The sequence below is a fragment of the Rhodanobacter sp. FW106-PBR-R2A-2-24 genome, assembly GCF_058789615.1.
Window position 1 is genome coordinate 659,851 of sequence record NZ_JBYTBV010000002.1, and the last position, 25,483, is coordinate 685,333.

Annotated in this window: 28 protein-coding genes; 20 read left to right on the forward strand and 8 right to left on the reverse strand. The window is 66.7% G+C overall.

The window, feature by feature from the left end:
* Position 1 precedes the first annotated feature (1 nt).
* Together AC3WQA_RS04170 and yiaA are read left to right on the forward strand one after the other, a co-directional pair.
* Entirely contained in the window at positions 2–571 is a 570-nt protein-coding gene (locus AC3WQA_RS04170; RefSeq protein ID WP_492673828.1) for a GNAT family N-acetyltransferase, read from the forward strand.
* Between the two features lie 23 nt (positions 572–594).
* Positions 595–1,008: an inner membrane protein YiaA gene (gene yiaA, locus AC3WQA_RS04175; protein ID WP_492673829.1), complete on the forward strand. Its 414-nt coding sequence runs from the start codon at positions 595–597 to the stop codon at positions 1,006–1,008.
* Positions 1,009–1,145: 137 nt separating this feature from the next.
* Here the strand turns inward: yiaA and AC3WQA_RS04180 are convergent, their stop codons facing one another.
* Entirely contained in the window at positions 1,146–1,598 is a 453-nt protein-coding gene (locus AC3WQA_RS04180) for an RcnB family protein (RefSeq protein WP_492673830.1), read from the reverse strand.
* Positions 1,599–1,807: 209 nt separating this feature from the next.
* On the opposite strand from AC3WQA_RS04180, the gene AC3WQA_RS04185 reads away from it, so the two are divergent.
* The 5 genes from AC3WQA_RS04185 (at position 1,808) to efpL (ending at position 4,243) form a co-directional block, all read left to right on the forward strand.
* Entirely contained in the window at positions 1,808–2,575 is a 768-nt protein-coding gene (locus AC3WQA_RS04185) for an SDR family NAD(P)-dependent oxidoreductase (RefSeq protein ID WP_492673831.1), read from the forward strand.
* A gap of 79 nt (positions 2,576–2,654) precedes the next feature.
* Complete coding sequence (locus AC3WQA_RS04190; protein WP_492673832.1) at positions 2,655–3,137, forward strand: Tse2 family ADP-ribosyltransferase toxin; 483 nt, start codon at positions 2,655–2,657, stop codon at positions 3,135–3,137.
* A gap of 14 nt (positions 3,138–3,151) precedes the next feature.
* Positions 3,152–3,352, forward strand: a complete 201-nt coding sequence (locus AC3WQA_RS04195) for a hypothetical protein (protein WP_492673833.1) — start codon at positions 3,152–3,154, stop codon at positions 3,350–3,352.
* Positions 3,353–3,447: 95 nt separating this feature from the next.
* A complete protein-coding gene (locus AC3WQA_RS04200; RefSeq protein ID WP_492676314.1) occupies positions 3,448–3,642 on the forward strand; it encodes a hypothetical protein in 195 nt (64 codons plus the stop codon).
* Between the two features lie 37 nt (positions 3,643–3,679).
* Complete coding sequence (efpL, locus tag AC3WQA_RS04205) at positions 3,680–4,243, forward strand: elongation factor P-like protein EfpL (RefSeq protein WP_492673834.1); 564 nt, start codon at positions 3,680–3,682, stop codon at positions 4,241–4,243.
* Positions 4,244–4,348: 105 nt separating this feature from the next.
* Here efpL and AC3WQA_RS04210 read toward each other — a convergent pair whose 3' ends face one another.
* The 6 genes from AC3WQA_RS04210 to grxD all read right to left on the reverse strand — a co-directional run bounded on the left by AC3WQA_RS04210 (position 4,349) and on the right by grxD (position 11,768).
* Positions 4,349–4,909, reverse strand: coding sequence for an ECF-type sigma factor (locus AC3WQA_RS04210; RefSeq protein WP_492673835.1), 561 nt, complete (start codon positions 4,907–4,909; stop codon positions 4,349–4,351).
* A gap of 79 nt (positions 4,910–4,988) precedes the next feature.
* Complete coding sequence (gene ppnN, locus AC3WQA_RS04215) at positions 4,989–6,389, reverse strand: nucleotide 5'-monophosphate nucleosidase PpnN (protein WP_492673836.1); 1,401 nt, start codon at positions 6,387–6,389, stop codon at positions 4,989–4,991.
* 172 nt (positions 6,390–6,561) lie between these two features.
* On the reverse strand, positions 6,562–9,825 hold the full coding sequence (locus tag AC3WQA_RS04220) for a TonB-dependent receptor (RefSeq protein ID WP_492673837.1): 3,264 nt from the start codon (positions 9,823–9,825) through the stop codon (positions 6,562–6,564).
* Between the two features lie 235 nt (positions 9,826–10,060).
* A complete protein-coding gene (locus AC3WQA_RS04225; RefSeq protein WP_492673838.1) occupies positions 10,061–10,660 on the reverse strand; it encodes a YhgN family NAAT transporter in 600 nt (199 codons plus the stop codon).
* Between the two features lie 11 nt (positions 10,661–10,671).
* Positions 10,672–11,445 carry an SDR family NAD(P)-dependent oxidoreductase gene (locus AC3WQA_RS04230; RefSeq protein ID WP_492673839.1) on the reverse strand — a complete coding sequence of 258 codons (774 nt, stop codon included), beginning with the start codon at positions 11,443–11,445 and terminating at the stop codon, positions 10,672–10,674.
* Positions 11,442–11,768, reverse strand: a complete 327-nt coding sequence (gene grxD, locus AC3WQA_RS04235) for a Grx4 family monothiol glutaredoxin (RefSeq protein ID WP_492673840.1) — start codon at positions 11,766–11,768, stop codon at positions 11,442–11,444. Before grxD ends, AC3WQA_RS04230 begins: the two co-directional genes overlap by 4 nt.
* 108 nt (positions 11,769–11,876) lie before the next feature.
* Here grxD and sodB point away from each other — a divergent pair, with 108 nt between their 5' ends.
* The 12 genes from sodB (at position 11,877) to lpxB (ending at position 24,456) form a co-directional block, all read left to right on the forward strand.
* Complete coding sequence (sodB, locus tag AC3WQA_RS04240) at positions 11,877–12,455, forward strand: superoxide dismutase [Fe] (protein WP_492673841.1); 579 nt, start codon at positions 11,877–11,879, stop codon at positions 12,453–12,455.
* Between the two features lie 103 nt (positions 12,456–12,558).
* Positions 12,559–13,278 (forward strand): UMP kinase, encoded by a 720-nt coding sequence (gene pyrH / locus AC3WQA_RS04245; protein WP_492673842.1) that lies wholly within the window; start codon positions 12,559–12,561, stop codon positions 13,276–13,278.
* 56 nt (positions 13,279–13,334) lie between these two features.
* Complete coding sequence (frr, locus tag AC3WQA_RS04250) at positions 13,335–13,892, forward strand: ribosome recycling factor (RefSeq protein ID WP_492673843.1); 558 nt, start codon at positions 13,335–13,337, stop codon at positions 13,890–13,892.
* A gap of 38 nt (positions 13,893–13,930) precedes the next feature.
* Positions 13,931–14,662 carry a polyprenyl diphosphate synthase gene (gene uppS / locus AC3WQA_RS04255; protein WP_492673844.1) on the forward strand — a complete coding sequence of 244 codons (732 nt, stop codon included), beginning with the start codon at positions 13,931–13,933 and terminating at the stop codon, positions 14,660–14,662.
* 16 nt (positions 14,663–14,678) lie between these two features.
* Positions 14,679–15,497 (forward strand): phosphatidate cytidylyltransferase, encoded by an 819-nt coding sequence (locus AC3WQA_RS04260; protein ID WP_492673845.1) that lies wholly within the window; start codon positions 14,679–14,681, stop codon positions 15,495–15,497.
* A 67-nt stretch (positions 15,498–15,564) separates the two neighbouring features.
* A complete protein-coding gene (locus AC3WQA_RS04265; protein WP_492673846.1) occupies positions 15,565–16,740 on the forward strand; it encodes a 1-deoxy-D-xylulose-5-phosphate reductoisomerase in 1,176 nt (391 codons plus the stop codon).
* Positions 16,741–16,776: 36 nt separating this feature from the next.
* Entirely contained in the window at positions 16,777–18,123 is a 1,347-nt protein-coding gene (rseP, locus tag AC3WQA_RS04270) for an RIP metalloprotease RseP (protein WP_492673847.1), read from the forward strand.
* A gap of 186 nt (positions 18,124–18,309) precedes the next feature.
* Entirely contained in the window at positions 18,310–20,742 is a 2,433-nt protein-coding gene (gene bamA, locus AC3WQA_RS04275) for an outer membrane protein assembly factor BamA (protein ID WP_492673848.1), read from the forward strand.
* Positions 20,743–20,847: 105 nt separating this feature from the next.
* Positions 20,848–21,879 carry a UDP-3-O-(3-hydroxymyristoyl)glucosamine N-acyltransferase gene (lpxD, locus tag AC3WQA_RS04280; RefSeq protein WP_492673849.1) on the forward strand — a complete coding sequence of 344 codons (1,032 nt, stop codon included), beginning with the start codon at positions 20,848–20,850 and terminating at the stop codon, positions 21,877–21,879.
* Positions 21,872–22,345 (forward strand): 3-hydroxyacyl-ACP dehydratase FabZ, encoded by a 474-nt coding sequence (gene fabZ / locus AC3WQA_RS04285; protein WP_492673850.1) that lies wholly within the window; start codon positions 21,872–21,874, stop codon positions 22,343–22,345. The genes lpxD and fabZ overlap by 8 nt, the downstream gene beginning before the upstream one ends.
* On the forward strand, positions 22,342–23,115 hold the full coding sequence (lpxA, locus tag AC3WQA_RS04290) for an acyl-ACP--UDP-N-acetylglucosamine O-acyltransferase (RefSeq protein WP_492673851.1): 774 nt from the start codon (positions 22,342–22,344) through the stop codon (positions 23,113–23,115). Before fabZ ends, lpxA begins: the two co-directional genes overlap by 4 nt.
* 114 nt (positions 23,116–23,229) lie before the next feature.
* Positions 23,230–24,456, forward strand: a complete 1,227-nt coding sequence (lpxB, locus tag AC3WQA_RS04295) for a lipid-A-disaccharide synthase (RefSeq protein ID WP_492673852.1) — start codon at positions 23,230–23,232, stop codon at positions 24,454–24,456.
* An 87-nt stretch (positions 24,457–24,543) separates the two neighbouring features.
* Here the strand turns inward: lpxB and AC3WQA_RS04300 are convergent, their stop codons facing one another.
* Positions 24,544–24,978, reverse strand: a complete 435-nt coding sequence (locus AC3WQA_RS04300; protein ID WP_492673853.1) for a YkgJ family cysteine cluster protein — start codon at positions 24,976–24,978, stop codon at positions 24,544–24,546.
* A 108-nt stretch (positions 24,979–25,086) separates the two neighbouring features.
* On the opposite strand from AC3WQA_RS04300, the gene AC3WQA_RS04305 reads away from it, so the two are divergent.
* The gene (locus AC3WQA_RS04305) at positions 25,087–25,482 is read left to right on the forward strand and encodes an MAPEG family protein (protein WP_492673854.1); all 396 of its coding nucleotides are present in this window, start codon (positions 25,087–25,089) and stop codon (positions 25,480–25,482) included.
* The last annotated feature ends 1 nt before the right edge of the window (position 25,483 follow it).

The following is a 25,483-nucleotide window of genomic DNA, read 5'->3' on the forward strand; positions in this document are numbered from 1 at the left end:
CATGCCGACCATCCGCCTCGCCCGCGGCGAAGACGCCTCAGCCATCTACGCCATCTACGCGCCGCATGTGACGGCCGGCGTCGCCACCTTCGAGAACGTCGCGCCCGGCATCGAGGCCATGCGCGAACGCATCCTTGCCCGCCTGCCGCACTACCCGTGGCTGGTGTGGGAGGACGCCGGCGACGTGCTGGCCTATGCCTATGCCGGCCGCTTCCGCGAACGCGCCGCCTACGACTGGATCGCCGAGACGTCCATCTACGTGCACCCCGATGCGCAGCGCTGCGGCATCGCGCGCAAGCTCTATGGCGTGCTGCTGGACGTGATGCGCCTGCAGGGCATCACCCAGGCCGTGGGCGTCATCACCCTGCCCGGCGCAGCCAGCGTGGCGATGCACGAGGCGATGGGCTTCACGCCCGCCGGCGTGTGGCGGCAATGCGGCTACAAGCTGGGCCAATGGTGGGACGTGGGGGTTTGGCAGAAGGAGCTGCAGCCGGCAACCACACCACCACCAGCGCGGACGCCCTTCCCGGCCATTGCCGGTTCACAAGCCCTGCGTGACCTGTTGAAATGACTGGACACCACAAGGAGCGTCCCATGCCATCCATCGCCAACAAGCCCTCCGCCGCTTTCGTCGCCGCCTCCTGGGCCGCGCTGGTCGCCGGCTTCGCCGTCTATCTCGTTGGCTTGTGGAACGCCAACATGCAGCTCAACGAAAAAGGCTATTACTTCACCGTGATGATGTATGGCCTGTTCGCCGCCGTGTCACTGCAGAAATGCGTGCGCGATCGGCTGGATGGCTTTCCCGTCACCAACATCTACTACGGCCTGAGCTGGCTTTCGGTGCTGCTGGCGATCCTGCTGCTGGTGGTCGGCCTGTGGAACGCCACCCTGGCCAACAGCGAAAAAGGCTTCTATGCCATGTCCTTCGCGCTGGCGCTGTTCGCCGCCATCGCCGTGCAGAAGAACACCCGCGACAACGCCGCACTTGAGGCCGGTCGTATCGACTGAGGCTTCGCGGGCTTTGCGCCCAGCCGCGAATCCGCCGAGGCGCGCACGAACCGGTGTCGTGCGCGCCGCCAGGCCCTCGCACCAGGGGCTTGGGCGGTAGAAACGTTCGAGGCAAACCTGCCGCCCACGCTCCCAGCTCAGTGATTGAGCAGCAGGTCGACGATCACGCCGGTGGTGATGGCCACCAGCAGGAAGTCGCCGTTGTCGCTGCGCACCCAGCGATAACCCCGCGGTGGCTCGCGCAGGTGGGCATCGCGCCAGTCATAGACCACATAACGGGTGCTGCGGTACTCCACCGGCAAATAGCCGCCACGTTGGTACCAGCCCTCGTGTTCACCGCGATCATGCCAATTCTTGTAGTGACCGTAGGCATGGCCACGCCCGTGGCCTTGAGCGTCGCCATCGCCATAGCGGTAACGGTCGCCATCATCGTCGCGCCGGCCACGGTCGCCGTCATCCTGTCCGTTGCGATCATGCCCCCAGCCATGGCCGTGACCATGGCCATGGCCCTGATCCTGCGCCAGCACGGAACCGCTGGCCATCCACAGCAGCGCGCCACACGCGACAGACAACGCAAGCAACTTTTTCATGTCTACCCCTCCACTCGATGGGCCATGAGGCCAGCCCGCATCGTACCGGCAATCATCCGGCGCCGAAGTGCGATCCGACACAAGGCTTGCCCCCGCTGGCACAACCCGGCATGAACCGGGCCGCGCCGGCAGACCCCACGTTCAGCCTGCAGCAACCGCCACCGCTCAGCTAACATGGCCGACTTTCGACATCCGTTTCGGAGACTTCCATGCAGCTCGATCAGGTCAAGGCGATCATCACCGGCGGCGCCTCCGGTCTCGGCCACGCAGTGGCGCAGCACTTCGTCGCCCACGGCGGCAAGGTCGCGCTGTTCGACGTCAACGAGGACAAGGGCCAGGCCGCCGCAAAGGAACTGGGCGCCGCCGCGCGCTTCTTCCGCACCGATGTCACCTCCGAGGACGGCGTGGCCACCAACGTGGCCGCCGCGCACCACGCGATGGGCGGCCTGAACGTGGTGATGAACTGCGCCGGCATCCTCGGCGCCGGCCGCGTGCTAGGCAAGGAAGGCGCGATGCCGCTGGCCACGTTCTCCGGCACGGTGATGGTGAACCTGGTCGGCAGCTTCAACGTGGCCAAGGCCGGCGCAGCGCTGATGCAGAACAACGAGGCAGGCGAGGATGGCGAGCGCGGCGTGATCGTCAATACCGCCTCGGTCGCCGCCTACGAAGGCCAGATCGGCCAGGCCGCCTACTCCGCCTCCAAGGGCGGCGTGGTCGGCATGACCCTGCCGATGGCGCGCGAACTGTCGCGCTTCGGCATCCGCGTGGCGACCATCGCGCCGGGCATCTTCTGGACCCCGATGGTCGACGGCATGCCCGAGTCCGTGCAGCAGTCGCTGTCCGCCTCGATCCCGTTCCCCTCGCGCCTTGGCAAGCCGGAGGAGTTCGCCGCCACCGTGGCCTTCATCCTGACCAACCGCTACATCAACGGCGAGACGATCCGGCTGGACGGCGCGGTGCGGTTACAGCCGAAGTAACGACCTCGCTCCCTTCAGGAACAATCCACGAGAAAACCACCAGCCAATCTTCTGCCAACCGAGAATCAAAGGAGTGACCATGTCAGAGGAAGGCGATTTCCCCGTCCCGGGAACCATCTTGTGGGCCATTGATGTTGACCTTGAGAAAGCCATCTTCCGGAAAGGATCTGCCTCAAAAGCTGGTGTTGATTTCCTCAGATTCATCGACCTGAACTTGCATGATCCATCCGGTCGAATCGAAGGCGACCTAGCTAATAAGCTCGTGGTGGCGCCCGACCAAGGTATCTCTCTGTATCTGAAAAAAATGATCCCGGACGGCATGGTGGCGCTCGATGATACTCTGCGAAAAACCATCGACAAGAGCCGTCAAGTCAAGGTCCACTGGTGGACGATTGAGCATGGCCAGACAATTCCGACTGGCCTGCTTTTGAAGTACGACGGTGTGCCACCAGGTCACTGTACCTTAACCGTGGACAGAACCATGACCGTACGCGCCTTCCTGGAGCTGGTGGCACTCATCAGCTTCAAACCGCTTGGGCATGAGTTTTACGGTAGTCCATGACAACGGAGAAAACCATGACATCATTGGCCTTCACCACGAAAGAACTGACCTACCTTATCGTCGCCACCAAGCGTTACCGGGAAAATCTTCGTACTTCCATCCACGAAGAAATGGGCGACGAGTATGACGACATACTCATGGCCGATCACCTTATCAAGCGCCTTGCCGAGGCGGTGAAAGACGCTGAAACGCCCGACACCAAGCCTGCGCCATAACTTCCAAGCATGCTGCACTTCGGAGTTGAATCCACCCCGCCCCACATCGCGGGATAAAAATGACTGAATTAGGCCCCCAGACGCTGATGATGGCAATGCAAGGCATCGATGCCGAAATCCATCGAATCATTGACGCCGCCGACGGCGAAATCGGTGACCTGGAGCCCGATGAACAAGAGCTTCTCATGGCATACAGCCAAGCCGCCGCCGAGCTCAAGAGGGCCTATGCTGTGGCGCGTGATTCCGCGTCCCATCTGCCGCCCTACAATGAACTGATCGCGCCAAGGTAATGCACGTTTTTTCACACCACCAAACGACTTCCAACCCATGAAAGCTTCCGACGTCAAGAAAGGCAACGTGGTCGAGCACGAAGGCACCGTGTACCAAGTGCGCGACATCGAGCGCAGCTCGCCCACCGCGCGTGGCGGCAACGTCACCTTCCGCTTCACCCTGTATTCCATCCCCGGCGGGCGCAAGTTCGACCTCAGCCTGCGCGCCGACGACAACCTCACCGAGATGGAGCTGGTGCGCCGCGCGGCCAACTTCTCCTACAAGGACGGCGAGGCCTTCGTGTTCATGGACGCGGAGGACTACACCCAGTACCTGCTTGGCCCCGAGCTGGTGGGCGACAACGCCGGCTATATCGCCGAGGACATGGAGGGCTTCTACGTCCAACTGATCGACGACGCCCCGGTGGGCCTGCAGGTGCCCACCAGCGTGGTGCTCACCGTGGTGGACACCGCGCCGGAACTCAAGGGCGCCAGTGCCACCAAGCGCACCAAGCCCGCCAAGCTCAACACCGGCGTGGAGATCCAGGTGCCCGAGTACATCACCAACGACGAGAAGGTGTGGGTGAACACCCTCACCGGCGAATTCGCGGGTCGAGCCTGACGCGCCTGCGACAGTCCAGTGGACTGTCGCGCGTCAGGCGAGGGTGAGGCAGGATGCCGAACGGGCAGCGCCGCAAGGACGCCCCCACCTCAGCTCCCGCCTGTCTCAGCCTTCCAGTTCCCGCTGCAGCCAGGCGCGCGCCAGGCGCCATTCGCGCTGCACGGTGCTGGGGGAGATGTTGAGCGCGGTGGCGATCTGCTCCGCGCTCATGCCCATGAAGAAACGCATCGCCACGATGTCGGCCTGGCGGCGATCCAGCGTGGCCAGCAGATCCAGGCTTTCGACCAGCGCGCCGTAGTCGACGCTGTCGGCCAGCTCCATGGCGATCTCGGTGATCTGCAGGCGGTCGGCTTCGCGCGGGCGCTTGGCCGCGTTGCGGCGGCGGGCGGCATCCACCAGCACCTCGCGCATGGCGCGCGCGGCTACGCCCAGCAGGTGGCGGCGGTTGGCCCAGTCCGGCGCGTGGGAGCCGCCGAACACCTTGAGGTAGGCCTCGTTGACGAGCGCGGTGGCGCTCAGCGTGCGCTCCATCTGCTCATTGCCGAGCTGGGCGCGCGCAATGCCGTGCAACGCGTTGTACATCTGGCGCAGCGCCTCGTTCAAGGCGTCCGGATCGCCAGCTTGCGCGTTGTGCAGCAGTCGGGTCACCTCGACCTGTTCGTTCAATGCCTCGCTCCCGTTCCGGCGGCCTTCGTAGCCGCCATCGCCGGCGTATCGTGACACGCCGGCGATGACGGCGCGACCGTCAAACCGTGATGACGCGATAGCACGGCACATAGGCCGTGCCGCCGGGCAACTTCATGCGTTGCTGCGCGACGAAGGCCTGCAGCAGCTTGTCCAGCGCCTGCATGATGTCGCGATCACCGTCGATGGCGAACGGGCCGTTCTGCTCGATGGCCTGCACGCCCTCCTCCTTCACGTTGCCGGCGACGATGCCGGAGAACGCGCGGCGCAGGTCGGCCGCCAGCTCGTGCAACGGACGGCCGTGGCGCAATTGCAGGCCGCGCATGGCCTCATGGGTGGGGCGGAACGGGGTCTGGAACTCCAGCGGAATGCGCAACGACCAGTTGAAAAAGAACGCATCCTTGGTGTCCAGCCGGTTGTTGCGCACCTTGTCGATGCCCTTGGCCATGGCCTTGGCGACCGCCGCCGGATCGTCCACGATGATCTGGTAGCGGGCGGCCACGCCGTCGCCCAGCACCAGGCGCAGGAAGCGGTCGATCTGCACGAAGTAGTCGGCCGCCTGCGCCGGCCCGGTGAGGACCAGCGGGAACGGCAGGTTGGCATTGTCCGGATGCAGCAGGATGCCGAGCAGGTAGAGGATCTCCTCCGCCGTGCCCACGCCGCCGGCGAACACGATGATGCCGTGGCCGATGCGCACGAAGGCTTCGAGGCGCTTCTCGATGTCCGGCATGATGACCAGGTGGTTGACGATGGGGTTGGGCGACTCGGCCGCGATGATGCCGGGCTCGGTCACCCCGATGTAGCGGTTGCGCCGGCGCCGCTGCTTGGCGTGGGCAATGGTGGCCCCCTTCATCGGCCCCTTCATCGCCCCTGGGCCGCAGCCGGTGCAGATGTCCAGTCCGCGCAGGCCGAGCTGGTAGCCCACCGCCTTGGTGTAGTCGTATTCCTCGCGCGAGATCGAATGACCGCCCCAGCACACCACCAGGTTGGGGTCGATGTGCGGGGTGAGGATGCGCGCATTGCGCAGGATCTCGAACACCGCCTGGGTCAGCGCCTCGGAGGGGTCGAGCCGGCTGTCGGCCTGCTCGTGCAGGGTCGATACGTAGACGATGTCGCGGATCACCGCCACCAGCAGCTCGTTGATGCCGCGGATGATCTGGCCATCCACGAAGGCCTGCCCCGGCGCGTTGGTCAGCTCGATCTTGATGCCGCGATCCTGCTGCAGCACCTGGATGTCGAAATCGGGATACTGCTCGAGGATCGCGCGCGGGTCGTCGCTGACCGTGCCCGAGGTGAGCACCGCCAGCGCGCAGCGACGCAGGAGGCCATGCAGCCCCGAGTCGCTGGCGCCGCGCAGGCGCGCCACTTCGAGACGGGAGAGGATATCCAGCCCACCGGCGGGCGAAATGCGCGCGCTCACGGTGGCATTGCATCCGGCAGCGCCGGCACCAGCATCAGTCATCGGTGTCTCCAGCCACTGTTCCGCAGGCACACGCCCGCGTGGATGCGGCAGTCCGGAAGCTTCCCGTCTTTGCCCGCACGGGGTCAAGCCATGCCGGCGCAGCCGTGCCCCCCTCTCCGCGCAAAAAACGGCGCCCTCGCGGGCGCCGTGCGCATGGCCTTTGGCAAACGGGCTAGAACGTGTACTTGAGCGTCAACATGGCCGACCAGCGCGACACGACGCGGGTCGGGTTGCTGCCGCCGTCGTAGACGCTCAGCTGCTGCGCCTGGTAGTTGCCGTTCTGGTCGGTCGGCAGGGAGTAGATGTACTGCCCCTGCGCGTTCACGCCCTTGTAGCCAGCCAGGGTGCGGGTGAAGTACTGGAGCGTGTTGGTCTGCCCCCAATGGTTGTTGAGCAGGTTCAGGAAGTTGTAGACGTCGAGGCGGACGAGGCCCTTGTTGCCCTTGAACAGGCCGGGGATTTCCTGCTGGAAGCTCATGTCGAGCTCGTTCACCCACGGCAGCCGCGCCCCGTTGCGCTCCGCAATCTGCCCGCGGTGATGGCTCAGGTAGCTGTCGTGGCTGACGAAGTCCTGGAACTGCTGCACCAGTTGCGGGCTGGCGTTGCCGTAGCTCACCTTCGGGTCGTTGAGGGTCGGGATGTAGGCCGGGTCCTCGTAGGTGATGCCGTCACCGTTGACGTCGCCAGAGAAGATCCAGCTGTACGGCAGGCCGGAATGGCCGTTGTAGAACGCCGAGATGCTGCTCTTGTAGTCGCCGAAGAACGCGTGCTGCCAGGTCAGCGAAGCCTTCACCACCTTGGGGATGTTGCGGTCGGCGATGCCGGCCACTTCCTCGTTGGCGTTGGTGCGCACCACGTACTTGTAGCCGGAGGATGCCTGCGAGCTGTTGCCTGGGTTCACCTCGGTGGCGTGGCTCAGCGTGAAGCTGAGGTTGCCGAACCACTGTTCCGAGAACGGCTTGGACAGCGCCAGGGTCAGGCTGTCCGACTTGCCCTTGTGGGTGTTGGTGAGCAGGGTCGAATACTTGTCGAACGCCAGGTTGCGGTAGTAGTTCGCATCCTTGCTCGACGTCTCGCCCGGGGTTTTCCAGTATTGCAGGCGGCCATCGGGCAACAGGATCGGGTTGCCGTTGGCGTCGTGGGTGGGTGCACCGATGTTCAACGCCTGGTAGAAGATGCCGTCGCGCGCCTGGATGTGCTGCAGCTCGACCGAGCCGACCAGTCCCCACCACGGCAACTCGCTGTCCAGCGCCAGCGTGGTCTTCCACACGGTCGGCAGCTTGAAGTTCGGATCGATGGTGTCGACCACGCCGCTCACGCTGCCGTTGCCCGCCGGCCGGTTCTGACCGTTGGGATCCGGACTGAACGGCGTCGCCGTCGAGTTGAACGACGAGTAGCTCGCCACCGTCAGGCCGTTGTTCTGGTACGGATTGGTCATCCAGACCGTGGGTGGGAAGGTCTGAAACAGGCCCACGCCGCCGCGCAGCTGCAGCATGCGCTCGGTGTCGAAGTTGTAGTTGAACGCCAGGCGCGGCTCGACGACGCGGTTCTTGGAGCCGAGCGTGGAATTGTTCGGATAGCCGAAGGCCTTCTGGAACGCGGCGTTGTAAAGCGGTGCGTGGTCGGAGTGCGGAATGTCGACGCGCACGCCGTAGGTCAGCGACAGGTTGCTGTTGACCTGCCAGGTGTCCTGCAGGAACGGGCTGTACTGGCTGTACACCCACTTCGCCGCCACGTCGTTGAGCGTGTAGCCCGCCGCCGGCTGGTACAGGGTATAGGAGTCGTAGTTGCCCGCGGCGAAATTGCCCAGCCCGTAGAACGTGTAGGCACCGAACTCGGTGCGGCCGAACAGGTTGTAGATGTCGTTGCGCTGGTAATCGATACCGCCCTTGATGGTGTGGTCGCCGGCGTAATAAGTGCCGGCCAGGAACAAGGACCACTTCTTGGTGCCGATCGCGTTGAGGTCACTGTACTGATCCTCGCCCAGGTACACGAACGGCGAGGTCGTGCCCTTGCTGCCCAGATAGACCTGCACCTGCGGCTGTTTGGCGAAGCCCGCCCGATTCTGCGTGAATTTCTGGTAGCTGAGCTTGGTCTCGGTCGAGAAGCTGTCGTTCCAGTCGTCGAACAGCTGCAGCGCGGTGTTCTCGGTCAGGCTGTTCTTGGCGTACCAGTAGCTGCTCAGGCCAATCGAGTTGGACGCATTGCCCTGGATGATCGGCTGGCTTTCCTTGGTGCGCTGGTAGGTCAGGCTGGCGCGGTGGCTGTTGGTGATGTTCCAGTCCAGCTTGGCCAGGTAGCGCTTGTCGTTGAGCTCCGAACCGCCGGAACCGAAGCTGCCGGGATTCAGGCCCAGCGTCTTGGCGTCGTCGATCACCTTCTGCAGGTCGCCCGGCGAGACCTTGTTCGCGGTGGAAGCGCCGTTACCCAGCGAGGCGTCGAGGCCGTTGGCCGAGTCGGCGCCAATGCCCGTGGTCTTTTCCTGCTCGGCCGACACGAAGAAGAACAGCTTGTCCTTGATGATCGGGCCGCCGACGGTGAAGCCGCCGGTCCAGTCGTGCTTGTAGCCGGTGTAGCCATAACCAGGATCGGAGGAACCCAACCAGCCCGCGTCGCCCACCGTCTTGTTGGCATTGCGGTACGCGTAGTACACCGAGCCATGGAACTGGTTGGTGCCGGACTTGGTCACCGCGTTGATGTCGGCGCCCACCGCGTCGGAGGCAACGTCGAAGTTGGCGGTGGAGATGCTGTATTCGTCGATGGTGTCCACCGAGATCGGCGAGCCCTGGTACGGCAGGCCGTTCGCATTCAGGCCAAACGGGTCACCCTGCGAAATGCCGTCCACACTGATGTCGTTGTAGCGGTTCGGCAAACCGGCCATCGAGATCGAGCCGTCGCCCTGATCGGACACATTGATGCGCGGGTCGAGGCGCGCGATGTCGTCGATCGAACGGTTGCCCTGCGGCGTGGTTTCCAGTTGGCGCTGCGACACGTTGGTCGACAGGCCCTTGTTGTCCGGCGTGAACACCTGCATCAGTGCATTGGCCGACACGGTGACCCCGTTGAGGTTCTTCACTTCCTTGGCCTGCGCCGCGCCCATCGTGAGGTTGACCGCCGTGTCCTGCGCCAGGCGCAGGTAGACATTGCCCTGTTCGCCCTGCGTCATGCCGGCCTTGGACACGGTGACGTCGAACGGGCCGCCCACGCGCAAGCCCTGCGCGGCGTAACGGCCGTCGGCGCCGGTGGTGGTGATCTTGGTGGTGCCCGAGGACTCGTGCACGATCTGCACCGTGGCACCGGCCACCGGCTGACCTGCCGCATCGAGCACGCGGCCGCTGATCGAGGACGAGGTGTCCTGCGCCAGCGCCGGCACGGTGGTGGCAAGCAGCGAGGCTATGGCCAGCGGCAACGCGCTGGCGCGGAGATGGATCTTCATGGCGTTTCCCTCAAGTTCGCGACGAAAATGTCGACGGCGAAGCACCTGGCGCCCCGGCAAGCCGGCATGGCAACCATGTGATTATCCGACGCTTTATTGATTTTTTGACCGACAACGCATGACGTGGGCGAATCGCCGGCCAGGTCATTGTTAAACGAAGTTTAACTGCATTGTATGACAGTTTCGCGCACGCCCATACCCGAGCGAATGCGCATCCGCAGCCCACTGCCGACGCTTACACCTGCAGGTGCAGGAACGCCGCCACGCCGCCCAGGAACATCTGCACGGACAGTGCGATCAGCAGCATGCCCATCACCCGCTCCAACGCGGTGAGCACGCTCTCGCCCAGCCAGCGGAACAGGTAGGTGGCGCTGAGCAGGATCAGCGAGGTGGCCAGCCAGGCCAGCAGCAGCGCAGTGGCCCAGTCGGCGGTGCGGCCGGGCTGGGTGTTGGTGAGCAGGAGCAGCGCCGCCATCGCCGAAGGCCCGGCCACGCCGGGAATGGCCATCGGCACGATGAAGGGTTCGCCACCGGAGGATTTGCCGAAGATGCCGCCGCCGTCGGCCGGTGGAAACACCATGCGGATGCCGATCAGGAACAGCACGATGCCGCCAGCCACGCTGATGGATTCCTGCCGGAGCTGCAGCAGGCTGAGCAGCCCCTGCCCGCCCAGCAGGAAACCCAGCAGCACGCCCAGCGCGATCAACAGCTCGCGCACCATCACCCGGCGCCGGCGCTTGGGCGGCACATCCTTGAGCAGGCTGAGGAACAGCGGGATGTTGCCCAAGGGATCCATGATGAGGAACAGCATGATGCCGGCCGACAGCGTGGTCATCTGCGTTTCCATCAGGGCGTCGCCTCGCGCAGGTCGAGCATGTGGCCGCGCGCGCCTTGGCCATGCGCGCTCAGCAGCCAGACCAGCGCCGCGGCGGTGGCGTCCGGCGTCGGATGCTGCAGGGTATCTTCGCCGAAATACGCCTGCCGACGCAGCCGCGTGCGCATCGGCCCGGGCAACAGCGCATGCACGCGCAGCGGGCTGTCGTCGGTTTCCTCGTGCAGGATACCCGCGAGCCGCTCCAGCGCCGCCTTGGCGACGCCGTAGGCGCCCCAGTGCGCGCGCGAAAGACGCTGCGGGTCGTCCAGCACGAACACCACCGCGCTGTCGGGCGCTTCCTGCAGCAGGGGCTGGCACGCCTGGGTCAGCGCGAACGGCGCATTGACGTTGACGTGCATCGCACGCAGCCAGTCGTCTGGCTTGTGCATGCCCAATGGCGTGAGGCCGGCGAAGCTGGCCGCGCAGTGCGCGATGCCGTCCAGCCGGCCGAAGTCGTGGCGCAGTCCGTCGGCCAGCGCGGCGTAGTCGCGCGGCGTGGCGGTCTCCATGTCCAGCGGATGAATCACCGGCTCGGCCAGGCCCTCGGCCAGCATCGCGTCGTACAACTGCTCCAGCTGCCGCTTGCGCTTGCCGCTCACCACCACGGTGGCGCCGGCGCGCGAGGCCGCGCGCGCCACCGCACCGCCGAGGCCGCCATAGGCACCGGTCACCAGCACCACACGGCCAGCCAGCGTATCGGCCGCGGGAGCCCAGCCCGCGGGAAGTCGCGCCGTCGGCAGACTCATGCCTGCGCTGCCCCGGCCACGTCGCCGGCCATGCGCGCCAGCTCGCCCGACGCATCCAGGTCCACCGCGATGTCGCAGCCGCCGATCAGCTCGCCCTGGATGAACAGCTGCGGGAAGGTGGGCCAGTTGGCGTAGTGCGGCAGTGCGGCGCGGAGTTCCGGGTCGGCCAGCACGTTCACCGGGTGGAACGATGCCCCCGCATGCGTGAGTGCCTGCGCCGCACGACTGGAGAAACCGCACATCGGGTACTCGGGCGTACCCTTCATGAAGAGCACGATGGGATGCGCGGCAAGCAGCGACTGGATGCGCTCATTTACGTCCATGGCGTGGATTCGTCTTTACAATGCGGGCGGATCGGTATTGTATCAGTCGACCGGCGACCACCCACGTCGTCGCCCCCACGTCTTCCAGCCACTGTCAAGGAGCCACTCATGGCGATCGAACTTCCTCCCCTGCCCTACGAAAAGAACGCGCTTGAACCGCACATCTCCGCCGAGACGCTGGAGTTCCACTACGGCAAGCACCACCAGGGCTATGTCACCAACCTCAACAAACTGATCGAGGGCACCGAGTTCGCCAGCGCCTCGCTGGAAGACATCGTGCGCAAGTCCTCCGGCGGCATGTTCAACAACGCCGCGCAGATCTGGAACCACACCTTCTACTGGAACTCGCTCAGCCCCAAGGGCGGCAAGGAGCCCACCGGCAAGCTGGCCGACGCCATCGCCAAGTCGTTCGGCTCGGTGGAGAAGTTCAAGGAGGAGTTCGCCAAGTCCGCCGCCGGCAACTTCGGTTCGGGCTGGACCTGGCTGGTGCAGCGCCCGGACGGCGCGCTCGCGATCGTCAACACCGCCAACGCGGCCACCCCGATCACCGGCAGCGACAAGCCCCTGCTCACCGTGGACGTGTGGGAACACGCCTACTACATCGACTACCGCAACGCCCGCCCGAAGTACCTGGAGGCGTTCTGGAACCTGGTCAACTGGGAGTTCGCGGCGAAGAACCTCGGCTGAACCTGCGCGTATCCATGAAAAAACGGAGCCGCCTGCGGCTCCGTTTTTTCATGCGCGCACCGCTACAATACGGCGGTTTGCGTCAACACAATCCGGAGATCCCATGAGCGACCAGCCCACCTATCGCCGCATCCTGCTCAAGCTCTCCGGCGAGGCGCTGATGGGCGAAGCCGACTACGGCATCGACCCCAAGGTGATCGGCCGGCTGGCCGACGAAATCATCGCACTGCGCAAGGGTGGCACGGAAATCGGCGTGGTGATCGGCGGCGGCAACATCTTCCGCGGCGAAGGGCTGGCGGCCGCGGGCATGGATCGCGTCACCGGCGACCACATGGGCATGCTGGCCACCGTGATGAACGCGCTGGCGATGGCCGACGCGATCGAGAAACGCGGCGGCTACGCCCGCGTGATGAGCGCCATCCAGATCCACGACGTGGCCGAGGATTACATCCGCCGCCGCGCCATCCGCCACATCGAGAAGGGCCGCATCGCGCTGTTCGCCGCCGGCACCGGCAATCCCTTCTTCACCACCGACTCGGCCGCCGCCCTGCGCGCGGTGGAAATCGGCGCCGACCTCCTGCTCAAGGCCACCAAGGTGGACGGCGTGTACACCGCCGACCCGGCCAAACACGCCGACGCCACCCGCTACGACCAGCTCACCTACGATGCGGTGATCCAGCGCAACCTCAAGGTGATGGACACCGCCGCCATCGCGCTGTGCCGCGACCACGCCATGCCGCTGCGCATCTACGACATGAGCGTGCCGGGCAACCTCATGCGCATCGTGCACGGCGAGGCGGTGGGCACCCTGGTGCACACCTGACCGCCCAAACCACGCTGCTATACTCGCCGGCTAACCAGATTCACCGGGACATCTCCATGATCCAAGACATCAAGACCGATGCCCAAACCCGCATGGGCAAGAGCATCGACGCGCTCAGGCACGAACTCACCCGCCTGCGCACCGGCCGCGCCAGCACCGCGCTGGTGGACGGCATCAAGGTACCGGCCTACGGCTCGGAGATGCCGCTGAACCAGGTGGCCACGGTGGCGCTGGCCGATTCCCGCTCCATCGTCATCACGCCGTTCGACAAAAGCCTGATCGGCCCGGTCGAGAAGGCCATCATGGCCTCGGACATCGGCATCACGCCGACCACCGCCGGCACGGTGATCCGCCTCAACATGCCGCCGCTCACCGAGGAACGCCGCCGCGAGCTGGCCAAGCACGTCGGCCACGAGGGCGAGAACGCCAAGGTGGCAATCCGCAACGTGCGCCGCGACGCCATCCAGAAGGTGAAAGACCTGCTCAAGGACAAGGCGATCAGCGAGGACGAGGAGCGCGCCGCCGGCGACGACATCCAGAAGCTCACCGACCGCTTCGTGAAGGACGTCGACGCGGTGGTGAAGGCCAAGGAAGACGAGCTGATGGCCATGTGATGCGTGGCCGCGCGACAACGCGCGACCGAACACCCCGCATGACCACGCTCCCCGCCATCCCCCGCCACATCGCCATCGTGATGGATGGCAACGGCCGTTGGGCCAAGGCGCGCCACCGTCCACGCAGCTTCGGCCACAACGCCGGCCGCAAGGCCGTGCGCGAGGTGGTGGAGGGCTGCCTGCGCGAAGGCGTGGAAGCACTCACCCTGTTCGCTTTTTCCAGCGAAAACTGGCAGCGCCCCGAGGATGAAGTCGGCGCGCTGATGAGCCTGTTCGTGCGCGCGCTGGACAAGGAAACCGACGAGCTGCATGCGCAAGGCGTGCGCCTGCGCTTCATCGGCGAGCTGGCCGCCTTCGACCTGCCGCTGCGCGAGCGCATGCACGTGGCGATGACGCGCACGGCGTGCAATGACAAACTTCAGCTCAACATCGCGGTGAACTACGGCGGGCGCTGGGAAATCGCCCGCGCCGCCCGCGAACTGGCCGCCACCGCCGCACGCGGCGAACTCGACCCCGACACCATCGACGAGGCCATGCTGGATCGCCGGATGTGCCTGGCCGGATTGCCGCCGCTGGATCTTTTCATCCGCACCGGCGGCGAATGCCGGCTCAGCAATTTCCTGCTGTGGCAGGCGGCCTATGCCGAACTGCATTTCACCGATACCCTGTGGCCGGACTTCGACCAGGCCTGCCTGCGCCGGGCCATCGAGGACTACGGCCGGCGCGAGCGTCGCTACGGCCGCACTGGCGACCAGCTCGCCGTCACCTGAAGACCACGGGACAAGCATGCTGCTACAGCGCGTACTCACCGCCTTGCTGCTCGCGCCGCTGGCCATCATCGCCATTTTGCTGCCGCCCACGCCGTGGTTCGCGGCCATCTGCGCCGCGGTGTTCGTCGGCGCGTTGGAGGAATGGACGCGCCTGAGCGGCATGCAGGCCGCCGGCGCGCGCCTCGCCGTGCTCGCGCTCGGCGCCGCGCTGTTCGCGCTGCTCTGGTTCGCCCCGGCCAGCCGCCTGACGCCGGCGCTGCTGGTCGTCGGCGTGGCCTGGTGGCTGCTCGCCCTCGTGTGGTTGCGCCATTTCGCCTTTGCCGCCGCGCCGACACGGGAAAACCGCCTGCTCAAGCTGGCGGCGGGCGTACTGGTGACGTTCCCCGCCTGGATCGCGCTCGTCGCCTTGCACGGGCGCGAGCCACACGGCCACCTCTGGACGCTGCTGGCGCTGCTCATCGTGTGGGCGGCCGACATCGGCGCCTACTTCGCGGGCCGAACCTTCGGCAAGCGCAAGCTGGCGCCGCAGATCAGCCCCGGCAAGACCCGCGCCGGCGCCTACGGCGCGCTCGTGGCCGGCACGGCCATCTGCCTGGCCGGCGGCTGGTGGCTGGGCGTGCGCGGCACGCAGCTGATCGGTCTGGGCATGCTGGCGCTGGCCACCGTGGTCGCCTCCATCGAAGGCGACCTGCTGGAAAGCCTGATGAAGCGCCACGCCGGGGTGAAGGATTCCGGCCACATTTTCCCCGGCCACGGCGGCCTGCTGGATCGGCTGGACAGCGTATTCGCGGCGCTGCCGGTATTCGCGTTGGGCCTGTGGGTGTTGGGGCTATGAGCATGCGGAACGCGGAACCGCCGGCCGGCCCTGCTGATGCCGCCGCCGTGCGGCAGGTCGAAATGCCATGAACGACATCGCGGTTCTGGGCGCCACCGGCTCGATCGGCGCCAGCACGCTGGACGTGATCGCGCGGCACCCGGATCGTTTTCGCGCCAGCGTGCTCAGCGCGCACCGCAACGTGCCCGCGCTGGTCGAACTGTGCGCCCGGTTCCACCCCGAGCTGGCAGTGATTGCCGACCCGGCGCTGGAAGGCGAGCTGGCGCGCCGACTCGCCGCCGCCGGCGTGCGTTGCGGCGTGGCCAGCGGTCACGCTGCGCTGGCCGCCGCCGCGTCAGGTGCGCTGTGCGACACCGTGGTGGCGGCCATCGTCGGCGCCGCCGGGCTGGACTCCACCCTCGCTGCCGCGCGCGCCGGCAAACGCCTGCTGCTGGCCAACAAGGAATCCATCGTGATGGCCGGCCCGCTGCTGCTGGCCGCGCTGCGCGAAGGCGGCGGCGTGCTGGTACCGGTGGATTCGGAGCACAACGCGATCTTCCAGTGCCTGCCCGGCGGTCGGCCGGAGTTGGCCAAGGCCGGTGTGCGCCGACTGATCCTCACCGCCTCCGGCGGCCCGTTCCGTGGCCGCACGCGCGCCGAGCTGGCCAACGTGACGCCCGACGAAGCCTGCAAGCACCCCAAATGGTCGATGGGCCGCAAGATCTCGGTGGACTCGGCCACCCTGATGAACAAGGGCCTGGAGGTGATCGAGGCGCACCATCTGTTCGGTGCGGATGCCGCCGCCATCGAGGTCGCCGTGCATCCGCAGAGCCTGGTGCACTCGCTGGTGGAATACGTGGACGGTTCGGTGCTGGCCCAGCTCGGCAACCCCGACATGCGCACCGCCATCGCCCATGCACTGGCCTGGCCGCAGCGGGTGGACTCCGGCGTGCCGCCACTGGACCTGTTCACCTGCGGCGCGTTGCAGTTCGAGGCGCCGGATCTGGACACCTTCCGCTGCCTCGCGCTGGCCTACCAGGCGCTGCGCACGGGCGGCGACGCCCCGGCCATCCTCAACGCCGCCAACGAGGTGGCGGTGGCCGCCTTCCTGGCCGGCGCCCTGCCCTTCCTCGCCATCGCCGAGGTGGTGGAGGCCGTACTGGCGGAACTGCCGGCGCAAGCCGTGGTCGATGTAGCGTCGCTGGTTGCCCGCGACGACGAGGCCCGCGCGGCGGCCCGCCGCCAGTTGCGGTGCGCTTGCTGATATTCTGTCCCGGATGTTTTACCTGCACGGCGTTTGATGAATCCCTTTTTCGGCTCGGTGTTCTGGTTGCTGGTCACGCTCGGCGTGCTGGTGACCTTCCATGAGTTCGGCCACTACTGGGTCGCGCGCCGCCTCGGCGTGCGCGTGTTGCGTTTTTCGGTGGGCTTCGGCCGGGCGGTGTGGAAACGCCTCGGCCGCGACGGCTGCGAATACCAGGTCGCCATGATCCCGCTGGGCGGCTACGTGAAGATGCTGGACGCCCGCGAGGGCGTGGTGCCGCCGCAGTTCCAGCATCAGGAATTCACCGCGCAGCCGGTATGGAAGCGTATCGCGATCGTGCTGGCCGGGCCGGGCTTCAATCTCATCTTCACCGTGGTCGCGCTGTGGCTGATGTTCATGCTGGGCCGGCCCGATGCCGCACCCATCGTCACCGCCAAGCCGCAGAGCATGGCGGCGGTGGCCGGCATCGTGCCGGGTGACCGCATCCTCGCCATCGGCGGCCGCGACGTGGCGACATGGGGCGGCTCGCTGGACGCCATCGCCAATGCCTTGCTGGGCCGCGAAGCACTGCCGCTCAGCGTGCGCGACCCCAACGGGGCGCAGCGCCAATTGCACCTGCCACTGGATCGCCTGCCACCGGGCCAGACGGTCGAGCAATACCTCACCACGCTGGGCCTGCAGTTGGCGCCGCCGCCGCCGGTGGCGGCCATGGTGCTGGACGGTCAGCCCGCCGCGCTGGGCGGCATGCAGGGCGGCGACCGCGTGCTCAGCATCGACGGTCAGCCGGTGGCGGATTTCGAGGCGCTCGGCACGCTGGTGCAGCAGGCCGCCGCCCGTTCGCCGCGGCTCGCCATCGTGGTCGAGCGTGGCGGCAGGACGCTGCCGCTGACGGTGACCGCCAGGCACGCGTCGCTGCAGGGTCAGCCCGCGAGTTGGGTGATCGGCGTGGGCGCCCGGCCAGTCGAAGCCGCCACCTTGCGCTACGGCCCCGTGCGCGCCCTGCGCGAGGCGCTGGCCAGCACCTGGCATCAGACCACGCAGACCTTCGCGATGATCGGCAAGATGCTGGGCGGCGAGGCCTCCATCAAGAACCTGTCCAGCCCGATCGGCATCGCGCAGATGGCCAATGCCAGCGCGCATATGGGCCTGGCCTGGTTCCTGCAGTTCCTCGCCACGGTGTCGCTGAGCCTGGCGGTGCTGAACCTCTTGCCCATTCCCGTCTTGGACGGTGGCCACCTGCTGTATTACCTTATCGAGCTCATCAAGGGCCGCCCGCTCAGTGAGCAGGCCATGGTGGTCGGCCAGTACATCGGCATGGCGCTCTTGTTCAGCCTGATGGGCCTGGTGTTCTACAACGACCTCCACCGCCTGCTGTTGTCGTGATGCCGATGAACCGTTCCATCGTTTCGCCGGCGCCACACCCGTTTCCGCCGTCCGCGCCGCCGCGCGGCGGCATGCTGCACCCGGCACCCTTCGTGGGTGCCGACCATTTCCCGCGCTGGGGCACTGCCCCGGCGCGAGCCATGATCGGGCCGGCGGCCTGATCGACACCCTCCACCGGAATCGACGATGAAGCGTATCGCCGCCCTGATCCTGCTTGCCTCCCTCTCCGCCAATGCGTTCGCCTTCGATCCGTTCACGATCTCGGACATCCGCATCGACGGGCTCTCGCGCATTTCCCAGGGCACGGTATTCAACTACCTGCCGGTCAGTCGCGGCGACCGCATGACCGATGCCGCCGCCGCGCGGGCGATCCGCGCGCTGTACCAGACCAAGTTCTTCAGCGACGTGGAGATATCGCGCGAGGGCAACATCCTGATCGTCAAGGTGGTGGAGCGCCCCTCCATCGCCAAGCTCGCCATTCGCGGTAACAAGGATATCAAGACCGACGACCTCAAGAAGGGTCTGAAGTCGATCGGTCTGGCCGAGGGCGAAACCTTCGATCCGCTGGCGCTGGACAACGTCAAACAGGAACTGATCCACCAGTATTACAACCGCGGCAAGTACAGCGTCTCGGTGATCCCGCACGTGGTGCGTCTGGAACGCAACCGGGTGGCGCTGGACATCGAGATCCGCGAAGGCCAGGTGGCGAAGATCCAGGAAATCAACATCGTCGGCAACCATGCCTTCACCGACAAGCAGATCCGCGACAACTTCGAGCTGGGCACGCCCAACTGGATGTCCTGGTACTCCAAGAACGACCAGTACTCGCAGGAAAAGCTGAAGGGCGACATGGAGAAGCTGCAATCCCATTACATGGATCGCGGCTACGCCGACTTCGGCATCGACTCCACCCAGGTGACGATCTCGCCCGACAAGCAGGCCATGTACATCGCCGCCGACGTCAAGGAAGGCGAGATCTACAAGATCGCCGACGTGAAGCTGCTCGGCACCCTGGTGCTGCCCGAGTCCACGCTGCGCCAGCTGGTGTTCGTCAAGCCCGGCGAGGTGTTCAACCGCGCCGCCATCGAGAACAGCACCAAGGCGATCAAGGCGCTGCTGGCCAACATCGGCTACGCCTACGCCAAGGTCACGCCCTATCCCAAGCTCGACAAGGACAAGCGCACCGTCGACCTCACGCTCTACATCGAGCCGGGCCAGCGCGTGTACGTGCGCCGGGTGGTCTTCCAGGGCAACACGCTCACCGAGGACAACGTGCTGCGCCGCGAGATGCGCCAGTTCGAGGGCTCCTGGTATTCGCAGGCCGCGCTGGACCGCTCCAAGATCCGCCTGCAACAGCTCGGCTTCTTCAAGAAAGTGGACATCGACAAGAAGAAGGTGCCCGGCACGGACGATCAGGTCGACGTCACCATCAAGGTCGAGGAACAGTCCGCCGGCAGCCTGCAGTTCGGCGTCGGCTATTCGCAGTACGCCGGCCTGATCCTGTCCGCCTCGGTCTCCGAGCGCAACCTGTTCGGCACCGGCGACAGCGTGTCGGTCAGTGGCTCGCGCAGCACCTACCAGACCAATTACAGCCTCAACTACTACAACCCCTACCTCACCGACAATGGCGTGGGCATCGGCTACAACGCCACCTACTCCAAGACCGATTTCGGCAACGTCGACAACAGCCAGTTCGCCAACTACTCCACCAGCCAGCGCGCCTTCTCCACTTACCTCGGCTTCCCCATCACCGACTTCCAGAGCCTGCGCGCCGGCATCGGCCTGTCCAGCAACAAGGTCAATTCCATCCCCGGCTACACGCCGCAGCAACTGATCGACTACCAGAACGAAATCGGCCACTACACCGTCCACTCCGCCATCGGCACGCTGGGCTGGAGCATGGACACCCGCAACGGCTACTGGGCGCCCACCCGCGGCGGCATGATGTCGCTGAACTCGGAAGTGGCGCTGCCCGGCTCCACCGTGAAGTACTGGAAGCTCACCGCCCAGGCCAACCACTACTGGCCGATCGGCCACGGCTTCGTGCTGTACTTGAACGGCCTGGTCGGCTACGGCAAGACCTACGGCCAGAACGGCATCAGCGACAGCGCCCTGACCGCCTTGCAGCAAGCCAGCGTCGCCGCCGACTCCGGTCACGTCCTCACCGACATGCGCAATGATTTCCCGTTCTGGAACAACTTCTATTCCGGCGGCGTGACCGACGTGCGCGGCTTCCAGGACAACACGCTGGGCCCGCGCATCTGCTCGGGCGTGAGCCAGCCCAGCACCACCGGCAACTGCAACGGCAGCTACTACTACTACGCCCAGCCCGTCGGCGGCGCGCTCAAGATGCTGGGCACCGCCGAGCTGTACCTGCCGCTGCCGTTCCTCAAGGACGTCAATACCGCGCGCGTGTCGTGGTTCGTCGACGTCGGCAACGCCTACAAGGACTGGCGCAGCTTCGATGCCAGCACGTTGCGCGCGTCCACCGGCCTGTCGCTGCACTGGCAGGCGCCGATCGGCCCGATGATCATCAATTTCGCGCTGCCGATCCGCACCCAGACCGGCGACGGCCATTACGAGGAGCGCATCCAGTTCACCTTCGGCTCCACTTTCTGAAGGTTCGACCGGAATCACACAGCAGCAGCGAAAAGCGCGGTTCGCCGCGCTTTTCGCGTTCAGATACCCGCCCGATACAATGACGTCTTCGCCAAGGAGCCGCCCTTGCGCCAGCCAACCAGCCACACCCTAGCCGAACTGGCCGAACGCTTCGGCCTGCGCCTCGTCGGCGACGGCAGCCGCCGCATCCACGGCATCGCCACGCTGGCGCATGCCGGCGGGGACGAATTGAGCTTTCTCTCCAACGGCAAGTACACCGCGCAACTGGCCGCTACCCGTGCCGGCGTGGTGGTGCTGCGCGAGGAAAACCTCGCCGCCTGCCCGGTGGATGCCCTCGTCGCCGCCGATCCCTATGTGAGCTACGCCAGGATCGCCGTCCTGTTCGAGCGCCGGCCGGCCGCCGCCGCCGGCATCCACCCCAGCGCGGTGGTGCACGCCAGCGCGCAGGTCAGCGCCAGCGCCAGCATCGGCCCGTGTTGCGTGATCGAGGCTGGCGCGGTGATCGAGGACGGTGCCGTGCTCGGCCCGCACTGCATCGTGGGCGAGGACTGCACCGTGGGTGCACAGTCGCGCCTGGTGGCGCGCGTCACCCTGGTCGCGCGCGTGACGCTGGCTCAGCGCGTGCTGGTGCAACCTGGCGCGGTGATCGGCTCGGATGGCTTCGGCCTCGCCTTCGAGCGCGACCACTGGGTGAAGATCCCCCAGCTCGGCGGCGTGCGCATCGGCGACGATTGCGAGATCGGCGCCAACACCACCATCGACCGCGGCGCGCTGGACGACACCGTGCTGGAAGAGGACGTCCGGCTGGACAACCAGATCCAGATCGCCCACAACGTGCACATCGGCGCGCACACCGCCATGGCCGGCTGCGCCGCCGTGGCCGGCAGCGCGAAGATTGGCCGCTGGTGCATGATCGGCGGCAACGCCGGCGTGCTCGGCCATCTGGAAGTGGCCGACCGGGTTACCATTACCGCCAAGAGCCTGGTGACCCATTCGATCCGCGAGGCCGGCGAGTATTCCTCCGGCACGCCGCTGATGGACAACCGTGCGTGGCGCAAGAGCGCCGCCCGTTTCAAGCACCTGGACGATTTCGCGCGCCGCCTGGCGGCGCTGGAGAAGGAAAACAACGATGAGTGACCATGCTGCGACCGTGACCCTGCCCGTGACCGCGGAGGAAATCCGGCAACTGCTGCCGCACCGCTACCCCTTCCTGCTGGTCGACCGCGTGATCGAGCTGGAGCCCGACCAGCGCGTGGTGGCGATCAAGAACGTCACCATCAACGAGCCGTTCTTCAACGGCCACTTCCCCGCCCACCCGGTGATGCCGGGCGTGCTCATCATCGAGGCGATGGCGCAGGCCGCCGGCCTGCTCACCCAGCTCAGCCGCAAGAGCCACGGCGACGCCGGCAGTCCGCTGTTCTACCTGGTGAAGGTGGACAACGCCCGCTTCTCCGCACCGGTGGTGCCGGGCGACCAGCTGCACCTGGAGGTATCGGTGAAACGCGTGATGCGCGGCATGGGCCTGTTCGCCGCGCGCACCCTGGTGGACGGCAAGGAAGTGGCCAGCTGCGAGCTGATGTGCGCGGCGAGGACCGACAAATGATCCACCCCACCGCGCAGATCGACCCGTCGGCCAAACTCGGCGCCAACGTCAGCGTCGGTGCCTACAGCGTGATCGGTGCCGAGGTGGAGATCGGCGAGGGCACCCGGGTCGGTCCGCACGTGGTGATCGAAGGGCCCACCCGCATCGGGCGCGACAACACCATCGCGCAGTTCTCCTCGTTGGGCGGAGACCCGCAGGACAAGAAATGGCAGGGCGAGCGCACCGAGCTGGTGATCGGCGACCGCAACCTGATCCGCGAATTCGTCACCATCAACCGCGGCACCGGCGACGGCGGCGGCCGCACCCGCATCGGCGACGACAACTGGCTGCTGGCCTACGTGCACGTCGCGCACGACTGCCAGATCGGCAACCACACCGTGTTCTCCAACTACTCGGCGCTGGCCGGGCACGTGGAGATCGGCGACTGGGTGATCGTCTCCGGCTACGCCGGCGTGCACCAGTTCTGCAAGGTCGGCGCGCACGCCTTCATCGCCATGGGCTGCCTGGTCGGCGCCGACGTGCCGCCGTTCCTGATGATGGCCAACGAGCAGACCGGCCGCCCGCGCGGGATCAACAGCGAAGGCCTGAAACGCCGCGGCTTCGACGGCGAGCGCATCGCCGCCATCAAACGCGCCTACCGCACCCTCTACATGGCAGGCCTGCCGCTGGCCGAAGCCCGCGAGAAGCTCGCCGAGCTGGCCAAGGACAGCACCGACGTGCGCGAAATGCTGGCCTTCCTGGAGCGCAGCGAGCGGGTGCTCGCCAGATAAGCGCACCGCTTATCTGGCCATAGGTAACGGCGCTGGCTCTTTAGAAACCGGGACCCGGAATTCGGAAAAACATCGCGCTCCGTGGCTCCCTGGCGGGGCATTACACTCGTGCACATGAGCCACGCCCCAGCGCCCCCCGAGTCCCGAGTTCCGCGTCCCGCGTCCCAGCCCCTCATCGCCCTCCTCGCCGGCGAGGAATCCGGCGACCAGCTCGGCGCCGACCTGATCGAGGCGCTGCGCGCGCGCCACCCCGCCGCCCGCTTCGTCGGCATCGGCGGCCGACGCATGCAGGCGCTGGGTTTCGAGAGCTGGCACGACATCCACGAGTTGTCGCTGTTCGGTCTGGCCGAGGTGTTGTCGCACCTGCCGCGCCTGCTGCGGCTGCGCAAGGCGCTGGTGGCGCGCCTGCTCGCCGAACAGCCCGCCGTCACCATCGGCATCGACGCGCCGGACTTCAATCTCGGCGTGGAGCGCAAGCTCAAGCAAGCCGGCCTGCGTACCGTGCACTACGTCAGCCCCTCGATCTGGGCCTGGCGCGAGAATCGCGTGGAGAAGATTGGCCGCGCGGCGGATCGCGTGCTGTGCCTGTTTCCGATGGAGCCGGCCATCTATGCAAGGCACGGCGTAGACGCCTGCTTCGTCGGCCATCCACTGGCCGATCGTTTTCCCCTGGTGTCCGACCGCGAAGCCGCGCGCGCGGCACTGCAGTTGCCGCAGGATGCGCCCGTGCTGGCCGTGTTGCCGGGCAGCCGCGGCAGCGAGCTGGCGCGGCTGGGCGAACCCTTCCTCGACGCCGCCGCGCGCGTGGCCAGCGCCATCCCCGGCCTGCGCGTGGTGGTGCCCGCCGCCCACGCCGCCATGCAGGCGCCGCTGCGCCAGCTGCTGGCGCGCTTCCCGATCGACGTGGCGCCGCCCCTGCTGCTCGACGGCCAGGCCCACCAGGCCATGCAGGCCGCCGACGTGGTGCTGCTGGCCTCCGGCACCGCCACGCTGGAGGCCATGCTGGCCAAGCGCCCGATGGTGGTGGGCTACCGCGTCTCGCCGCTGAGCTACCGCATCGCCAAGCTGCTGCGCCTGCTCAAGACCGACGTCTACGCGCTGCCCAACATCCTCGCCCGCGCCTGCGGTCTGGGCGAGCGCGCCGTGCTGGTGCCCGAGCTGATGCAGGAGGACTGCACCGCCGCGAAGCTCGCCGACGCCGTGCTTGCGCTGTTCAACGACAGCCCGCGCCGCGGTGCCATCGTGGCCGCCTTCGAGCACCTGCACCAGGCCTTGCGCGCCGACCTCGCCGGCAGCGCGGCGGACGCGGCGGCGCAGGCCATCGACGCGTCGATCGGGTAACCCCAAGGAGCGCAGGCGCTTCGACTGTGCCTGCCATCGCAAGCGACGCCCAGCACGAACGGTTTTTCAGCGGAGCTGCGTCGCCAATCAGGTTCCACCATGAACATCCACGGCGTCGACGGAGCCCGGCACGGCCGTATCGGTTATCGCCTGCCCGGCTGCCGGCGCCGCACGGAAGGCCTCCCACACGGCCGGCGTAAGCGGAGGCAACCCGTGGGCGTTGCGGCTCTTGTCGCATTGCAGGCTGTGTTGGCCGGACTCCCAGGATGGCTCCACCTCACGGCACACCGACGGCCTGCCCGGGTGAATGTCGCAGTGCACAGCCTTGCCGATCTCGCCCACCAGGGCCACGCAGCGCAGCGGCGGTGCATACGTGCCACGCATCACCACACGGTGCGCATCGAGCCTTTCGGTCAGCTCGGCCGGCACCGTGCCGCCCAGCGCGGGATCGGTTTCCGACCAGTGGAAGGCGACGCGGAAATGGGCGCAACAGGCGCCGCAGGTGAGGCAGGGATGGATCATGCACGCCGGCGAAAGCGCACCCCCTGGCGCGCGGCCTGCGCATTGTAAAGCCTGCCGCAACGCCCCCGTAGCCGCTACAGTGGCGCTTTCCCGACCGCGAGCCGCGCCATGCTTGAGCAACTCCCCGCCCTGGTCACCCTGCTCACCGTGCTGTTGATGTTCGGCACCGCCAGCGCCGTCGGCATGGCACGCGGCAAGTACGACATCAAGGCGCCGGCCACCAGCGGCCATCCGGTGTTCGAGCGCGCCTTCCGCGTGCAGATGAACACGCTGGAAGCCAGCGTGATGTTCCTGCCCCTGCTGTGGCTGGCCGCGCACTATGGCCTCGGCGCCTGGGCCGGCATCGCCGGGCTGGTGTGGGTGGCCGGCCGCGTCTGGTACGCGCTGGCCTATCTCAAGGAGGCCAGCAAGCGCGAAGGCGGTTTCGCGCTGGGCATGCTGGCCTGGGCGGTGCAGCTCGCGCTGGCCGCGTTCGGCGTGGGCCGCGCATTCTGGCTTGCCTGAT

Coding starts and splice junctions, on each gene's coding strand:
- AC3WQA_RS04225 (WP_492673838.1), bottom strand. CDS start 10,660: ATGACCACGCTGTCGGCCGGCATCATGCTGTTCCTCATCATGGATCCC.
- pyrH (WP_492673842.1), top strand. CDS start 12,559: ATGAGCGACCAGCCCACCTATCGCCGCATCCTGCTCAAGCTCTCCGGC.
- AC3WQA_RS04220 (WP_492673837.1), bottom strand. CDS start 9,825: ATGAAGATCCATCTCCGCGCCAGCGCGTTGCCGCTGGCCATAGCCTCG.
- rseP (WP_492673847.1), top strand. CDS start 16,777: ATGAATCCCTTTTTCGGCTCGGTGTTCTGGTTGCTGGTCACGCTCGGC.
- fabZ (WP_492673850.1), top strand. CDS start 21,872: ATGAGTGACCATGCTGCGACCGTGACCCTGCCCGTGACCGCGGAGGAA.
- sodB (WP_492673841.1), top strand. CDS start 11,877: ATGGCGATCGAACTTCCTCCCCTGCCCTACGAAAAGAACGCGCTTGAA.
- AC3WQA_RS04170 (WP_492673828.1), top strand. CDS start 2: ATGCCGACCATCCGCCTCGCCCGCGGCGAAGACGCCTCAGCCATCTAC.
- grxD (WP_492673840.1), bottom strand. CDS start 11,768: ATGGACGTAAATGAGCGCATCCAGTCGCTGCTTGCCGCGCATCCCATC.
- yiaA (WP_492673829.1), top strand. CDS start 595: ATGCCATCCATCGCCAACAAGCCCTCCGCCGCTTTCGTCGCCGCCTCC.
- AC3WQA_RS04230 (WP_492673839.1), bottom strand. CDS start 11,445: ATGAGTCTGCCGACGGCGCGACTTCCCGCGGGCTGGGCTCCCGCGGCC.
- uppS (WP_492673844.1), top strand. CDS start 13,931: ATGACCACGCTCCCCGCCATCCCCCGCCACATCGCCATCGTGATGGAT.
- AC3WQA_RS04265 (WP_492673846.1), top strand. CDS start 15,565: ATGAACGACATCGCGGTTCTGGGCGCCACCGGCTCGATCGGCGCCAGC.
- AC3WQA_RS04305 (WP_492673854.1), top strand. CDS start 25,087: ATGCTTGAGCAACTCCCCGCCCTGGTCACCCTGCTCACCGTGCTGTTG.
- AC3WQA_RS04200 (WP_492676314.1), top strand. CDS start 3,448: ATGCAAGGCATCGATGCCGAAATCCATCGAATCATTGACGCCGCCGAC.
- ppnN (WP_492673836.1), bottom strand. CDS start 6,389: ATGACTGATGCTGGTGCCGGCGCTGCCGGATGCAATGCCACCGTGAGC.
- AC3WQA_RS04300 (WP_492673853.1), bottom strand. CDS start 24,978: ATGATCCATCCCTGCCTCACCTGCGGCGCCTGTTGCGCCCATTTCCGC.
- lpxB (WP_492673852.1), top strand. CDS start 23,230: ATGAGCCACGCCCCAGCGCCCCCCGAGTCCCGAGTTCCGCGTCCCGCG.
- efpL (WP_492673834.1), top strand. CDS start 3,680: ATGAAAGCTTCCGACGTCAAGAAAGGCAACGTGGTCGAGCACGAAGGC.
- AC3WQA_RS04185 (WP_492673831.1), top strand. CDS start 1,808: ATGCAGCTCGATCAGGTCAAGGCGATCATCACCGGCGGCGCCTCCGGT.
- AC3WQA_RS04260 (WP_492673845.1), top strand. CDS start 14,679: ATGCTGCTACAGCGCGTACTCACCGCCTTGCTGCTCGCGCCGCTGGCC.
- AC3WQA_RS04190 (WP_492673832.1), top strand. CDS start 2,655: ATGTCAGAGGAAGGCGATTTCCCCGTCCCGGGAACCATCTTGTGGGCC.
- AC3WQA_RS04195 (WP_492673833.1), top strand. CDS start 3,152: ATGACATCATTGGCCTTCACCACGAAAGAACTGACCTACCTTATCGTC.
- frr (WP_492673843.1), top strand. CDS start 13,335: ATGATCCAAGACATCAAGACCGATGCCCAAACCCGCATGGGCAAGAGC.
- lpxA (WP_492673851.1), top strand. CDS start 22,342: ATGATCCACCCCACCGCGCAGATCGACCCGTCGGCCAAACTCGGCGCC.
- bamA (WP_492673848.1), top strand. CDS start 18,310: ATGAAGCGTATCGCCGCCCTGATCCTGCTTGCCTCCCTCTCCGCCAAT.
- AC3WQA_RS04180 (WP_492673830.1), bottom strand. CDS start 1,598: ATGAAAAAGTTGCTTGCGTTGTCTGTCGCGTGTGGCGCGCTGCTGTGG.